Origin of the sequence: Streptomyces bacillaris, from assembly GCF_003268675.1 — a bacterium.
In the GTDB taxonomy this organism is placed as follows: domain Bacteria; phylum Actinomycetota; class Actinomycetes; order Streptomycetales; family Streptomycetaceae; genus Streptomyces; species Streptomyces bacillaris.
Window position 1 is genome coordinate 5,641,497 of the sequence record NZ_CP029378.1, and the last position, 14,143, is coordinate 5,655,639.

General features: G+C 71.7%; 10 protein-coding genes and 1 pseudogene. 9 read left to right on the forward strand and 2 right to left on the reverse strand.

The genetic code is table 11. The annotated features are described in order from the left end of the window. Positions 1 to 2: 2 nt before the first annotated feature. On the forward strand, positions 3 to 1,151 hold the full coding sequence (gene dusB / locus DJ476_RS24470) for a tRNA dihydrouridine synthase DusB (RefSeq protein ID WP_112491581.1): 1,149 nt from the start codon (positions 3 to 5) through the stop codon (positions 1,149 to 1,151). A 164-nt stretch (positions 1,152 to 1,315) separates the two neighbouring features. Here the strand turns inward: dusB and DJ476_RS24475 are convergent, their stop codons facing one another. Next, a complete protein-coding gene (locus DJ476_RS24475; RefSeq protein ID WP_103416438.1) occupies positions 1,316 to 2,071 on the reverse strand; it encodes a GntR family transcriptional regulator in 756 nt (251 codons plus the stop codon). A 266-nt stretch (positions 2,072 to 2,337) separates the two neighbouring features. Here DJ476_RS24475 and DJ476_RS24480 point away from each other — a divergent pair, with 266 nt between their 5' ends. The 8 genes and pseudogenes from DJ476_RS24480 to DJ476_RS24515 all read left to right on the forward strand — a co-directional run bounded on the left by DJ476_RS24480 (position 2,338) and on the right by DJ476_RS24515 (position 12,831). Next, positions 2,338 to 3,516, forward strand: a complete 1,179-nt coding sequence (locus DJ476_RS24480; protein ID WP_103416437.1) for an ABC transporter substrate-binding protein — start codon at positions 2,338 to 2,340, stop codon at positions 3,514 to 3,516. Then, positions 3,516 to 4,433: an ABC transporter permease gene (locus tag DJ476_RS24485; protein WP_112491582.1), complete on the forward strand. Its 918-nt coding sequence runs from the start codon at positions 3,516 to 3,518 to the stop codon at positions 4,431 to 4,433. The genes DJ476_RS24480 and DJ476_RS24485 overlap by 1 nt, the downstream gene beginning before the upstream one ends. Further along, positions 4,421 to 5,293 (forward strand): annotated as a pseudogene (locus tag DJ476_RS24490) (ABC transporter permease); the annotation flags it as partial. The gene DJ476_RS24485 and the pseudogene DJ476_RS24490, both read left to right, overlap by 13 nt. Positions 5,294 to 5,482: 189 nt before the next feature. Continuing rightward, complete coding sequence (locus tag DJ476_RS24495) at positions 5,483 to 6,658, forward strand: ABC transporter ATP-binding protein (protein WP_318294784.1); 1,176 nt, start codon at positions 5,483 to 5,485, stop codon at positions 6,656 to 6,658. Further along, positions 6,655 to 7,455 (forward strand): HAD family hydrolase, encoded by an 801-nt coding sequence (locus DJ476_RS24500; RefSeq protein ID WP_241565424.1) that lies wholly within the window; start codon positions 6,655 to 6,657, stop codon positions 7,453 to 7,455. Before DJ476_RS24495 ends, DJ476_RS24500 begins: the two co-directional genes overlap by 4 nt. A gap of 340 nt (positions 7,456 to 7,795) precedes the next feature. Beyond that, entirely contained in the window at positions 7,796 to 10,507 is a 2,712-nt protein-coding gene (ppdK, locus tag DJ476_RS24505; protein WP_103416434.1) for a pyruvate, phosphate dikinase, read from the forward strand. A 645-nt stretch (positions 10,508 to 11,152) separates the two neighbouring features. After that, positions 11,153 to 12,190, forward strand: a complete 1,038-nt coding sequence (locus DJ476_RS24510) for an ArsR/SmtB family transcription factor (protein ID WP_112491584.1) — start codon at positions 11,153 to 11,155, stop codon at positions 12,188 to 12,190. A 230-nt stretch (positions 12,191 to 12,420) separates the two neighbouring features. Then, the gene (locus tag DJ476_RS24515) at positions 12,421 to 12,831 is read left to right on the forward strand and encodes a VOC family protein (RefSeq protein ID WP_103416432.1); all 411 of its coding nucleotides are present in this window, start codon (positions 12,421 to 12,423) and stop codon (positions 12,829 to 12,831) included. Positions 12,832 to 12,920: 89 nt separating this feature from the next. Here DJ476_RS24515 and DJ476_RS24520 read toward each other — a convergent pair whose 3' ends face one another. Continuing rightward, on the reverse strand, positions 12,921 to 14,087 hold the full coding sequence (locus tag DJ476_RS24520) for an alkaline phosphatase PhoX (RefSeq protein ID WP_112491585.1): 1,167 nt from the start codon (positions 14,085 to 14,087) through the stop codon (positions 12,921 to 12,923). Positions 14,088 to 14,143 lie beyond the last annotated feature (56 nt).

Here is a 14,143-nt window from a genome sequence, read left to right on the forward strand (position 1 = left end):
CCATGACCACGCTCGCCCCTGCCCTCCCGCAGCTCCGCATCGGCCCGCACGCCGTACAGCCGCCCGTGGTGCTCGCGCCCATGGCCGGTATCACCAACGCCCCGTTCCGGACGCTGTGCCGGGAGTTCTCCGGGGGCAAGGGGCTCTTCGTCAGCGAGATGATCACCACGCGGGCGCTGGTCGAGCGCAACGAGAAGACCATGCAGCTCATCCACTTCGACGCGGCCGAGACCCCGCGCTCGATCCAGCTGTACGGGGTCGACCCGGTCACCGTCGGCAAGGCGGTCCGGATGATCGTCGAGGAGGACCTGGCCGACCACATCGACCTGAACTTCGGCTGCCCCGTGCCCAAGGTCACCCGCAAGGGCGGCGGCTCCGCGCTCCCGTACAAGCGGCCCCTGCTGCGGGCGATCCTCCGGGAGGCCGTCTCCGGCGCCGGGGACCTCCCCGTCACCATCAAGATGCGCAAGGGCATCGACGACGACCACCTCACCTTCCTGGACGCCGGGCGCATCGCCGTGGAGGAGGGGGTGACCGCCGTTGCCCTGCACGGCAGGACCACTGCCCAGCACTACGGCGGCACCGCCGACTGGGACGCCATCGCCCGGCTCAAGGAGCACGTCCCCGAGATTCCCGTGCTCGGCAACGGGGACATCTGGTGCGCCGACGACGCCCTGCGGATGATGCGCGAGACCGGGTGCGACGGGGTCGTGGTCGGGCGCGGGTGCCTCGGGCGGCCCTGGCTCTTCGCCGACCTGGTCAGTGCCATGGAGGGGCGTACGGAACGGCACGCGCCCACCCTGCGCGAGGTCGCGGACGTCATGGTGCGCCATGCGACGCTCCTGGGGGAGTGGATCGGTGACGAGGCCCGGGGCGTCATCGACTTCCGCAAGCACGTCGCCTGGTATCTCAAGGGCTTCGCCGTCGGCTCCGAGATGCGCAAGAAGCTCGCCATCACCTCCTCGCTGGAGGAGCTGGCCTCCCAGCTGCACGAGCTGGACCTCGACCAGCCCTGGCCGGACGGCGCCGACGGGCCCCGGGGGCGGACCTCCGGCAACAACCGGGTCGTCCTGCCGGACGGCTGGCTCAAGGACCCGTACGACTGCGCCGGGGTCAGCGCCGACGCGGAGCTGGACACCTCCGGCGGCTGAGGCGGCGGGAGCCCGGGCCCGTACCCGTACCTGCGCGGAAGCCGGGTCCGTGTCCCCGCCCGCGATGCGTACCCGCGCGGGAGCCGGGCCCGTTTCCGTACGCGTACGGCTCGTGCCCCGGCCTCTGCCCTCGTCGTACGTCCAGGGCCCCGTACCCGTAAGCCTCAGCCCGTCACGTCCGGGCCCGCCCGCCGCTCCAGCGGCGCCGCCGCCGCGGAGTTCATCACGTTGAAGACCACGCTGCCCGCCCGGTAGCGGTCGTCCGTCCACTCGATGGCCCGGCCCGCCGCCGTGCACGACAGGTGGCGCTGGCGCAGCAGCGGGCTGGCGCGGCGGACCTGGAGGAGGCGGGCGTCCTCGCTGCCGGCCGCCACCGCGTCGATCAGGTGCTCGCCGTAGTGCGCCACGATGTCCGCCCGCTCCGCGATGCTGTCCATGATCGAGACGCAGTCCTCCGGCAGCTCCAGGACCGCCGGGGCCACCCAGTCCGCGTACACCGTCCGCTCGACCATCACCGGTTCGCCGTCCAGGTGGCGCAGGCGCAGGACGTAGAGGATCTCGGTGCCCGGCTCCGCGTCCAGGCGGTCGGCCTCCTCGTCGGTGGCCGGGCGCAGGGTGCGGGTCAGGATGCGGCTGGTGACCTCGCACCCCATGGCCTGTGCCCACTGCGCGAAGCTGTTGAGCTGTTGGAAGCTCTGGCGGCGCTCCTGGCGCAGGACCACCCGCCGGGCCCCCTGCCGGGAGCCGATCAGGCCCTCGGAGGCCAGCAGCGCCACCGCCTGGCGGACCGTGCCGCGGGAGACCGACCAGCGGGTGGCGAGGTCGCTCTCGGAGGGCAGCCGGGAGCCCAGCGGGTACGTGCCCGTCCGGATGGCGTGCCGCAGCGACTCGGCGATCTCCCGGTAGCGCGTAGCGCCCACGCGTCCCCCTTGGCTTCATGTGAACCGTGCGTTGTGTACAGGTCCGCTCTTCCGTGACGGTCCTGCCGCTCACTCTAGCGTCGTCGTGACACGTTTCGATGCGAGGTCGTTATCTACCACAAGCCCTGGATAGTGGGCTTTCCTCTTCCCGCCCTCTTGCGGCACCAGACATGGGACGTTAACTTCCCGGACACCTGGCCCGGGCGAACTGGTGCCAGCTTGTATGAACAAGTGGCCCTCACACTTCGCTTCCGGGAGATACCACCGTGCGCAGAGCCCGACCCCGTCCCCGTATCCGCGCCAACGGCCGTACCGTTGCCGCTCTCGCCCTCACCACCGCCACCCTCACCGTCCTCACCGCCTGCGGTGCCGCGCCCGAGGAGAAGGCCGAGGCCGGGGCGAACGGTGTGAAGTCCGCCGACGCCACCTCGGTCGCCGACTTCGGCGGGATGGAGAAGCTGGTCGCCGCCGCCGAGAAGGAGGGCGAGCTGAACGTCATCGCCCTGCCGCCGGACTGGGCCAACTACGGCGAGCTGATCAAGACCTTCCAGGAGAAGTACAAGGTCAAGATCAAGAGCGAGACGCCGGACGCCTCCAGCGCCGACGAGATAGCCGCCGTCAAGTCCCGCAAGGGCCAGAAGCGCGCCCCCGACGTCCTCGACCTCGGCATCGCCTTCGCCCGCAGCGGCGCGGCCGAGAACCTCTTCGCCCCGTACAAGGTCACCGCCTGGGACAAGATCCCCGACAGCCAGAAGGACGCCGACGGCCGCTGGTACAACGACTACGGCGGGTACGTCTCCATCGGCTGCGACGCCGCCCGCATCACGACCTGCCCCGAGACCTTCGCGGACCTGCTGAAGCCCGAGTACAAGGGGAAGGTCGCCCTCAACGGCAACCCGACCAAGTCCGGCTCCGCCTTCGGCGGCGTCTACGCGGCGGCCCTCGCCAACAAGGGCTCCTTCGGGGACATCCAGCCCGGCATCGACTACTTCGGCAAGCTGAAGAAGAGCGGCAACTTCATCCCCGTCGAGTCCACCCCGGCCACCGTCGAGAAGGGCGAGACGCCCATCAGCATCGACTGGGACTACCTGAACGCCGGGTACGCCGACCAGTTCAAGTCCAAGGGCGTCGACTGGAAGGTCTCCGTACCGAAGGACGGCGTCTACGCCCAGTACTACTCCCAGGCCATCAACAAGGACGCCCCGAACCCGGCGGCCGCCCGCCTGTGGATGGAGTACCTGTACAGCGCCGAGGGCCAGAACCTCTGGCTCAAGGGGTACGCCCGCCCGGTGCTGCTGCCCGCCATGACCGAGGACGGGACCGCCGACAAGACCTTCGTCGCCAAGCTGCCCGCCGTCGAGGGCACCCCGGCCTTCCCCTCCTCCGAGGAACTGGACAAGGCCAAGGCCACGCTCTCCGAGAACTGGGACAAGGCCGTCTCCTGATGACCGTCTCCCACCCGTCCGCCGCCCCGGGACCCGGGGCGGCCGCCGCCGGGGCCGTCGGCCGTACGCGCCGCCGCCGGCCGGCCCGCGCCTGGCTCGGCGCGCTCCCGCTGCTCGTCTTCGCCGGGCTCTGCTTCGGGCTGCCCGCCGGAGCCCTGCTGTACGGGGCCATCACCCGTACCGACCCGGCCTCCGGCGCCACCGAACTCACCGCCGAACACCTCCAGCGCTCGCTCCAGGGGCCCTACCTCACCTCGCTCACCGGAAGCGTCCAGCTCTCCGCGCTGACCGCCGCCATCGCCACCGTCGTCGGCGTGCTGATCGCCCAGGCCGTCGTCACCTCCCGGCGGGCCGCCCTGCGCGGGGCCGTGCTCACCGCCTCCGGGGTGCTCGCCAACTTCGGCGGCGTCCCGCTGGCCTTCGCCTTCATCGCCACCCTCGGCATCTCCGGTGTGGTCACCCAGCTCGGGAACCTCGACGCGCTCGGCTGGAACCTCTACTCCTTCACCGGACTCACCGTCATCTACCTCTACTTCCTCATCCCGCTCATGGTGATCGTCGTCGTCCCCGCCCTGGACGGGCTGCGCCCCCAGTGGCGCGAGGCCGCCCGCAACAACGGCGCCACCGCCTGGCAGTTCTGGCGGTACGTCGGACTGCCGGTGCTCGCGCCCTCGCTGCTCGGCGGGTTCGTCCTCCTCTTCGGCAGCGCCTTCGCCGCGCACGCCACCGCCGCCGCCCTGGTCGGCGGCTCCGTACCACTGGTCACCCTGAAGATCGCCGACGCGCTCTCCGGGAACGTCCTGGTCGGCCAGGAGAACGTGGCCCTGGCGCTGAGCCTCGACATGATCGTCATCGCCGGACTGGTGATGGCGGTCTATCTGCCCCTCCAGCGACGGAGTTCCCGATGGCTGCACTGACCACCGCCGCCCCGGCCACCGAGGCGCCCGTCCCGGTGAAGCCCGCACGCCGTCCGCGCCCGCGCTACTGGCGCGGAGCCGTCCTGGCCGTCGCCGGGCTCTACTTCGTCACCCCGCTGCTCTCCTCGTTCGTCTTCACGGTCCACGTGCCGAACCAGGGCCTCACCTTCGAGGCGTACAGCGGCATCCTGTCGGCCGACGGCTTCACCGAGAGCCTCTTCCTCTCGCTCTCCCTCGCCGCCGCCACCATCGCGCTCGCCCTGCTGCTCGTCGTCCCCGCCCTCGTCGCGGTGCGGCTCGGGCCGCCCCGGCTGCGGGCCGTCGTGGAGGTCGTCTGCATGCTGCCGCTGGTGGTGCCGCCGATCGCCCTGGTGACCGGGATCGCCACCGTGCTGCGCTGGGGGCCCGACCACTTCTCGCGCACCCCGCTCTACCAGACCTTCCTGGCCGTCCAGAACGAGTCGTTCCCGGTGGTCCTGGTCCTCGCCTACACCGTGCTGGCGCTGCCCTTCGTGCACCGCTCGCTGGACGCGGGGCTGCGGGCCGTGGACGTGCCCACGCTGGTGGAGGCGGCCCGGAACTGCGGAGCGAGCCGGTTGCAGGTGATCGTCAGCGTGATCCTGCCCAACCTGCGCTCCTCGCTCGCCGGGGCCTCGTTCCTGACCCTGGCGCTGGTGCTCGGTGAGTACACCGTCGCCTCGCTGCTGGGCTTCCGGCCCTTCGCGGTGTGGATCGTCACCGTCTCCGGCGCCGAGGCCCGGATGTCGGTCGCCGTCTCGCTGCTGTCGCTGCTCATCACCTGGGCCCTGCTGCTCATCCTCTCGCGCGCCGGAACCGGGTCGTCCGCCTCCGCCACCGCGATTCCCGCCGGCCCCGCCGCCTCCGCTCCGGCCGTTCCCGCCGCCGGAACCGGAGCCACCGCCTCCGTCCCCGGCGTCGGAGCCGCCGGAGCCGGGGCCGCCGCGACCCCGGCCGCCACCACCCCGGGCGCCCCGGCCGCCACCCCGGCCGCCGCCCCCACCCCCGTACCCGGCAAGGAGTAGCCACCCATGTCAGCCCTGCCAGCCCCGCCCACCGCCACCACCCCCCGCTCCGGGCCGGTCCCGGCCGCCGCCGCGTCCGAGGGGCGGGCCACCACCGGGGCGCGGGTGGAGTTCCGCTCCCTGCGCCGGGCGTTCGGCCCCACCGTCGCCCTCGACGGCCTCGACCTCACCGCCGAACCCGGCGAGCTGCTCGCCCTCCTCGGCCCCTCCGGCTGCGGCAAGACCACCGCGCTGCGGGTCCTCGCCGGGTTCGAGCAGCCCGACTCCGGTGAGGTGCTGGTCGACGGCGAGGACATCACCCCCGTCCCCGCCAACCGGCGCGACGCGGGCATGGTCTTCCAGTCCTACAGCCTCTTCCCGCACCTCAACGCCCGCGACAACGTGGCCTTCGGCCCCCGGATGCGGGGCGTCGCCACGGCCGAGCGGCACGCCGCCGCCGACGAACTGCTCGAACTCGTCGGGCTGCCCACCCACGGCGACCGCTACCCGCACCAGATGTCCGGCGGCCAGCAGCAGCGCGTCGCCCTGGCCCGCGCCCTCGCCCTGCGCCCCCGGGTCCTGCTCCTGGACGAACCGCTCTCGGCACTCGATGCCAAGGTCCGGCTCACCCTCCGCGAGGAGATCCGCCGCCTCCAGCTGGCCCTCGGGATCACCACCATCTTCGTCACCCACGACCAGGAGGAGGCGCTCTCCATGGCCGACCGGGTCGCCGTCCTCAACGCGGGCCGCCTGGAGCAGTGCGCGCCCCCGGCCGAGCTGTACGAGCGCCCCGCCACGCCGTTCGTCGCGGAGTTCGTCGGCACCATGAACCGGGTGCCGGGACAGCTGACCGGCGACGGTTCGGTGGTCGTCGCGGGCGCCTCGCTGCCGGTCGACGGGGACGTTCCCGCAGGCCGGGGTGGGGTCGACGTCCTCATCCGGCCCGAGAGCATCGGGATCACCGCCGACCCGGAGGGCAGCGCAACGGTCGTCTCCGCCTCCTTCCTCGGCTCGGTCACCCGGGTCCTGCTCGACCTCCCGGACGGCGCCTCGGTCAAGGCCGACCTCGCCTCCCGCGACGCCACGGAGCTGGCTCCGGGGGTACGGGCCCGGGTCACCCCGGTCCGCCGGCCGGTGCTGGTCGTGCCCGCGGGGGAGAGCGCCGCGCCGGAAGCCGCCGCCGGTGACAAGGTGGACGCGTGAAGGCGCCGACCGCCCCCGCCGCCGTCCTCTTCGACATGGACGGCACGCTCGTCGACACCGAGGTGCTCTGGTGGGAGACGGCCCGCGAGGTCGCGGCCGGGCTCGGCCACCGGCTGACCGACGCGGACGCCCCCGAGGTCGTCGGCCGGGCCGTCGCCGACACCGCCGCTCATCTGATCGAGGTCACGAGCGGCGACCCTTCAACCCTCCCCGGCGCGGCGACGGGCCGGGCCACCGCTCCGGAGCGCACTGCGGCTGACCCGGCCGCCGCGCCGGAGCGCGCCGCGGCCGACCGGGCCGCCGCCCTGGAGCGCACCGCCGCCGAGCTGACCGACTCCTTCTTCCGGAAGGTCGACGCGGGCGCACCGCTGCGCCCCGGCGCCGCCGCGCTGCTGGCCTCGCTCGAAGCCGCCGGGGTGCCGTTCGCCCTGGTCAGCGCCTCGCCCCGGAGCGTGGTCGACGCGGTGGTGGCGGGGGCGCTGGCCGGGGTGGACTTCGCCTTCACGCTCTCGGCCGACGACACCGTACGGACCAAGCCGCACCCCGATCCGTACCGGGCGGCGGCCGAGCGGTTCGCCGCCGATCCCGCCGCCTGTGTGGCGGTGGAGGACTCCCCGGACGGCACCGCATCCGCCGACGCGGCGGGGTGCGCGGTGCTGGTGGTCCCGTCGCTGCTGCCGGTCGCCCCGGGGCGGGCGCGGACGTTCGCCCGTAGCCTGGAAGAGGTGGACCTCGGGGTGCTGACCGACTGCCTGAGGCGTCCGAATCCTGAAATCCAGGGTCCGAAACCAGCGTGATTCACGCCACCCTTGATCGGGGGTGCGCTCAGATGAGCGGATTGGCGGTGGCTGCACTTCTGGAAGACCTGGCACTCAGTGCCAGGTGGCAGCCTTCGGGAAGTGTACTCAGGTGCGGAATGGTCCGCTCATATGAGAGTTCAGGGTCAAGAAATGGCCATGCTGCCTTCAAGAGCTGAACGGAGGATCGCACTCCACTCGTCGGAGAGTTTCTTTAGATCTGCTGGCGGACGGGTGGTTGCGGCCTCATGACGACCAAGTGGACGTACCCATACGCCTTCGATCTGGGTATGTTCCTCGCCGTCAGGGCAGCCACCGCGTCCTCGAGGAGTCGAGACCCGTGTCGGAAAACAAAGATCCTCAGAAGTTCGTCTACGACTTCACCGAGGGCAACAAGGATCTGAAGGATCTTCTGGGCGGCAAGGGTGCGAACCTCGCCGAGATGACCAACCTCGGTCTTCCCGTCCCTCCGGGCTTCACGATCACCACCGAGGCCTGCAAGGTCTACCTGGAGAGCGGGCAGGCCCCCAAGGCCCTCCGCGACGAGGTGAGTGCGCACCTCGCCGCGCTGGAGGAGCGGATGGGCAAGAAGCTCGGCCAGGCGGACGACCCGCTGCTGGTCTCCGTCCGCTCCGGCGCCAAGTTCTCCATGCCCGGCATGATGGACACGGTCCTCAACATCGGCCTCTCCGACGCCTCGGTGGCCGGCCTCGCCACCCAGTCCGGCGACGAGCGCTTCGCCTGGGACTCCTACCGCCGCCTCATCCAGATGTTCGGCAAGACCGTCCTCGGCGTCGACGGCGACCTCTTCGAGGAGGCCCTGGAGGAGGCGAAGGCGGCCAAGAAGATCACGGTCGACACCGACCTGGCCGCGGCCGACCTGAAGAAGCTCGTCAAGCAGTTCAAGAAGATCGTCGAAACCCAGGCCGGGCGCGCGTTCCCGCAGGACGCCCGGGAGCAGATGGACCTGGCCATAAACGCGGTCTTCGACTCGTGGAACACCGACCGCGCCAAGCTCTACCGCCGCCAGGAGCGCATCCCCGGCGACCTCGGCACGGCCGTCAACGTCTGTTCCATGGTCTTCGGCAACCTCGGCCCCGACTCCGGTACGGGCGTCGCCTTCACCCGCGACCCGGCCAGCGGCCACCAGGGCGTCTACGGCGACTACCTCCAGAACGCGCAGGGCGAGGACGTCGTCGCCGGTATCCGCAACACGGTGCCGCTCGCCGATCTGGAGTCGATCGACAAGAAGTCGTACGACCAGCTCATGGGCATCATGGAGACGCTGGAGAACCACTACAAGGATCTCTGCGACATCGAGTTCACCATCGAGCGCGGCCAGCTCTGGATGCTCCAGACCCGGGTCGGCAAGCGCACCGCCGGTGCCGCCTTCAGGATCGCCACCCAGCTCGTGGACCAGGGGCTGATCGACGAGGCCGAGGCCCTCCAGCGCGTCAACGGCGCCCAGCTCGCCCAGCTGATGTTCCCGCGCTTCGACGACCAGGCGAAGACCCAGCTGCTCGGCCGGGGCATCGCCGCCTCGCCGGGTGCCGCCGTCGGCAAGGCCGTCTTCGACTCGTACACCGCGATCAAGTGGTCCCGCTCCGGCGAGAAGGTCATCCTGATCCGCCGCGAGACCAACCCCGACGACCTCGAAGGCATGATCGCCGCCGAGGGCATCCTCACCTCGCGCGGCGGCAAGACCTCGCACGCGGCGGTCGTGGCGCGCGGCATGGGCAAGACCTGTGTCTGCGGCGCCGAGGACCTGGAGGTCGACACCAAGCGCCGCCGGATGACGGTCGGCGGCACGGTGATCGAGGAGGGCGACCTCGTCTCGATCGACGGTTCCACCGGCAAGGTCTACCTGGGCGAGGTACCCGTCGTACCGTCCCCGGTCGTCGAGTACTTCGAGGGCCGGATGCACGCGGGCGCCGACGACGCCGACGAGCTGGTCGCCGCCGTGCACCGGATCATGGCGTACGCGGACCGGGTCCGCCGGCTGCGGGTGCGGGCCAACGCGGACAACGCCGAGGACGCGCTGCGCGCCCGCCGCTTCGGCGCCCAGGGCATCGGCCTGTGCCGCACCGAGCACATGTTCCTCGGTGAGCGCCGCGAGATGGTCGAGAAGCTGATCCTGGCGGACACCGACGACGAGCGCGAGAGCGCCCTCGCCGCCCTTCTCCCGCTCCAGAAGGCCGACTTCATCGAGCTGTTCGAGTCGATGGACGGGCTGCCCGTCACCGTACGGCTGCTGGACCCGCCGCTCCACGAGTTCCTGCCCGACATCACCGAGCTGTCGGTGCGCGTGGCGCTCGCGGAGTCCCGCAAGGACGCCAACGAGAACGACCTGCGCCTGCTCCAGGCCGTCCACAAGCTGCACGAGCAGAACCCGATGCTGGGTCTGCGCGGGGTCCGCCTGGGCCTGGTCATCCCCGGTCTCTTCGCCATGCAGGTACGGGCGATCGCCGAGGCCGCCGCCCACCGCAAGAACGCCAAGGGCGACCCGCGCGCCGAGATCATGATCCCGCTCGTCGGCACGGTCCAGGAGCTGGAGATCGTCCGCGAGGAGGCCGACCGGGTCATCGCGGAGGTCCAGGCCGCCACCGGGACCGACCTGAAGCTGACCATCGGCACCATGATCGAGCTGCCGCGCGCCGCGCTGACGGCCGCCCAGATCGCGGAGGCCGCCCAGTTCTTCTCGTTCGGCACCAACGACCTGACCCAGACGGTGTGGGGCTTCTCGCGCGACGACGTGGAGGCCTCGTTCTTCACCGCGTACCTGGAGAAGGGCATCTTCGGGGTCTCCCCGTTCGAGACGATCGACAAGGACGGCGTCGGCTCGCTGGTGCGCAGCGCCGTGGAGGCCGGCCGGGCCACCCGCCCGGACCTGAAGCTCGGCGTCTGCGGCGAGCACGGCGGTGACCCGGAGTCGGTGCACTTCTTCCACGAGGTGGGCCTCGACTACGTCTCCTGCTCGCCGTTCCGGATCCCGGTCGCGCGACTGGAGGCCGGCCGGGCGGCCGCGGGAGCGCGGGCCAGCGACAGCCGCTGATCCTCCACCGGGTCGGCGACCGTCGCCGGCCCGCCATCGATAGACCAACTCCGGGGATTCATAAGGGAATTGGGGCGACTCCCTCATCGGCCCGCCACCCTGAATCGATCCCCGGAACACCCGGAAGCGGCGGCACCCTGTGCGGGGGTGCCGCCGCTTCGCCCTGTCCGGCGGGAGGCGTTCCGCTTGTTGCCGGGAAGTCGCCCCGCCCGGCCGCGGAAGCCGTTTCGCTTGTCGGTGGAATATGTGCCGTGCACCGTCCCGGAGCGGAATGTGCGCTACCGATGTGTCGTAGCACACATTGCTTCGTTTAATACGCAAAGAAGTGCGGGTGTCCGCACGGTGGACCGGAGCCGGGACCGGGGTGCGGCCCATGGATCCCCACCCATGGACCGCACCCGGCTTACCCCCGTCGGGTACGGAGCCGCACCGTCGCCCGCCGCCGCCGAACACACAAAGCCCCCCACGGCCTTCACGTGCTCATCCGGCGGGCACCGGATGCGTACCCGACGTCGTACAGCTTTTCGGGTGAAGCGGAACGGGGCGAGACGTTTCACTTCTGGCCGAAACCCCGTGGTGACCTCCTGTGACGGTCCGCATACCCTTCGGTGGGGGCAATTGCGGATGCAACAGGTGGGGGCGGTAGTGCTGCGGATCCATGTGTCCAGGCTGGACCTTTCGCGGGTGCGGATGGCCACGAGACCGGACGCGTTGTGGGAGACGATTCTCAGTTTTCATCGGCTGAGGGACCGGCGGGCTTCGACGGTCTTCGGGAAATGGCGGACCGAAACACGAGCGCGGTTGAATGGTGAAGCACAACTGCTGGCGGCGGTCGTCCCGCCCCGCGGCTATTTCCCGGATTTCCTGACCCCCTCGCAGGAAGGCGCCGAGCCTTTCGGGCTCGATGTGGGAATGGAGGCCCTGCGCGACACCCCGGTCGACCGCATCCGCCGCGAGCTGGACCTGATGGCGGCCGGACGGCGGCGGCAGCGGAACGGCCGGGCGGGCGGCGGCTGCGACGCCGGGCCCGCGCGGATCACGGCCGCCCTGCCCGCCGCGCTCTCCGAGGGGCGCGCCGAGCCCCTCGCCCGGCTCATCGGCGCCCTGCGCAGCTACCACGACGCCGCCGTCGAGCCGTACTGGCCGCACATCCGCGCCTCCATCGAGGCCGACCGGGCCGTGCGCGGCCGGGCGCTCCTGGACGGCGGGGCCGAAGGGCTGCTGGCCACCCTGCCGCCGATGATCCGGTGGCGGGCGCCCGTGCTGGAGGCGGACTACCCGGTCGACCGCGACCTGTATCTCGACGGGCGCGGGCTGCTGCTCCAGCCCTCGTTCTTCTGCCGGGGCACCCCCGTCGTCTACCGGGACCCCTTGCTCCCGCCCGTGCTCGTCTACCCGGTCACCCACACCGGCGCCCCGGCCTTCGCGGAGCCCGGCCCCTGGCTCGGCCGGCTCGTCGGTCACACCCGCTCCGCCGTCCTGCAGTCGATAGGCAGCGGCTGCACCACGAGCGAACTGGCCCGCCGCGCCGGGGTGTCGCTCGCCTCCGCGAGCCAGCACGCCTCCGTCCTGCGCGAGGCGGGCCTCGTCCTCACCCTGCGCCACGGCAGCTCGGTGCTCCACACGCTGACCCCGCTGGGCGGCTCCCTGCTGCGGGGCGGGGCGCCGATGGCGCTGTCCTGAGCGGGCCGTGAGTGTGCCCCGGGAGTGGGCCGTGGGCGTGCGCCTTGGGCCGTGGCCGTGGCCGCGGGCGTGTGCCGTAGGCCGCCGACCTTGCGGCGGGGCAGACCGGACCGCGTCGAAACTTCTTCCCCGTACGGCGATGAGTTCCGGGCGGCCCCGCCGTCTACCCCTTCGACAGCGCCGCACGGACCACGGCAGCGCACGACGGAACGCAGGAAGAGGCAACGACCATGGCTCAGATGATCTTCGTGAACCTGCCGGTGAAGGACCTGGAGACCGCGAAGGGCTTCTTCGGGAAGCTCGGCTACGGCATCAACCCGCAGTTCAGCGACGACAAGGCCGCGTGTGTGGTCATCAGCGACACGATCTTCGTCATGCTGCTCACGGAGCCGCGCTTCAAGGACTTCACCAAGAAGGAGATCGCGGACGCGTCGAGGACGACCGAGGTGATCCTCGCCCTCAGCGCCGACAGCCGGGAGAAGGTCGACGAACTGGCCGACACGGCCCTGGCGTCGGGCGGCTCCCCGGCGGGCGAGACGCAGGACCTGGGCTTCATGTACGGCCGCTCGTTCCAGGACCCCGACGGCCACATCTGGGAGGTCATCTGGATGGACGAGTCCGCCGCCCAGGGCGAGGGCTGAGCGCGCGCCGGTCCGCGAGGGCGTGCGCCGGGGTCACAGGGGAGCCCCGGCGCACGCGCGGGTGGCACGGTCGCCCGTGCGCGGGCGCGTCAGCTGCGGAACGGCCCCGTCACCTCGTACGTGATCCCGCCGGACGAACTGCCGCTGGTGCCGCGCTGCGAGGAGAAGTAGAGCCGCTTGCCGTCCGGCGAGAACGCCGGGCCGGTGATCTCCGAGGAGGACTGCCCGGTGATCCGCAGGAACGGGGCCACCGTGTCGGCCGGAGTGATCAGGCAGATCTCCATGTTGCCGCCGTCCTCCGCCACGTACAGGTCGCCGGAGCCGGCCCGGGTGACGTTGTCGACCCCCGTCAGCGGGGCCGCGCCGCCCGTCACCAGCGAGTCGTCGTACGTCAGGGAGATCGACGAGGTGGTCGCGTCGTACGCCCACACCCGGTTGTCGCCCTTGGTGGTGAACCAGCAGGTGCCCGCCGCGTAGAAGCACCCCTCGCCGCCGTTGAAGACCTTGGCGCCGGAGACCTGGTGGCGGGTCTGGGTCGAGGAGGCGGCCGGGTCCGGCACATTGGCCCAGGTCACCGCACCGGAGGTGCCCGTACCGCCGACCAGGACCTGGAGCGTGCCGCTCGACAGGTTGCCCCAGGTGGTGGGCCGGAAGCGGTAGAAGCGGCCGTCGCTCTCGTCCTCGGTGAGGTAGATGTACCCGTGGTCGGGGTCCGCCGCGGCCGCCTCGTGCTTGAACCGGCCGAGCGCGGGCCGCCGTACGGCCGCGTTCACACCCCAGGGGTCGGTCTCGTAGACGTACCCCCGCGTGACCTCCTCGCAGGAGAGCCAGGTGTTCCACGGGGTGGAGCCGCCCGCGCAGTTGTTGTTCGTCCCCGACAGGATCCGGTACGCGGACGTCACCGTGCCCGAGGAGTTGAACCGCACGGCGCTCGCCCCGCCGCCGCTGCCGGAGGAGACCTCGGCGTTGGAGACGTAGATCCACCCCGAGCCGTCGGCGTAGGTCGCCCCGCCGTCGGGGGCGCTGTGCCACCGGTAGGAGGTGCCCGCCACGGTCTGCCCCGACCGGGCGATGATGCGGCTGGTGAAGCCGCTCGGCAGCTGGATGCCGTTGCCGTTGGCCGCCTGCAGCGCGCCGTACGGGCCGGGGGCCGGCTGGGCGGGTGCGGCGGAGGCGGCGCCGCGCCACAGGGTGCCGCCGAAGGCCGCCGCCGAGCTGCCGACCACCGCCGTGCGCAAGAAGGTCCGACGTTCCACGATCACTCCACGGATGAGTGAGGGCCCGCCGCCCCGGACGGGACCGGCGGGTCGCG

Bases quoted from the DNA above. Each gene is read 5' to 3' on its own strand.
- DJ476_RS24485 (WP_112491582.1), top strand. From the start codon at position 3,516: ATGACCGTCTCCCACCCGTCCGCCGCCCCGGGACCCGGGGCGGCCGCC.
- dusB (WP_112491581.1), top strand. From the start codon at position 3: ATGACCACGCTCGCCCCTGCCCTCCCGCAGCTCCGCATCGGCCCGCAC.
- DJ476_RS24515 (WP_103416432.1), top strand. From the start codon at position 12,421: ATGGCTCAGATGATCTTCGTGAACCTGCCGGTGAAGGACCTGGAGACC.
- DJ476_RS24495 (WP_318294784.1), top strand. From the start codon at position 5,483: ATGTCAGCCCTGCCAGCCCCGCCCACCGCCACCACCCCCCGCTCCGGG.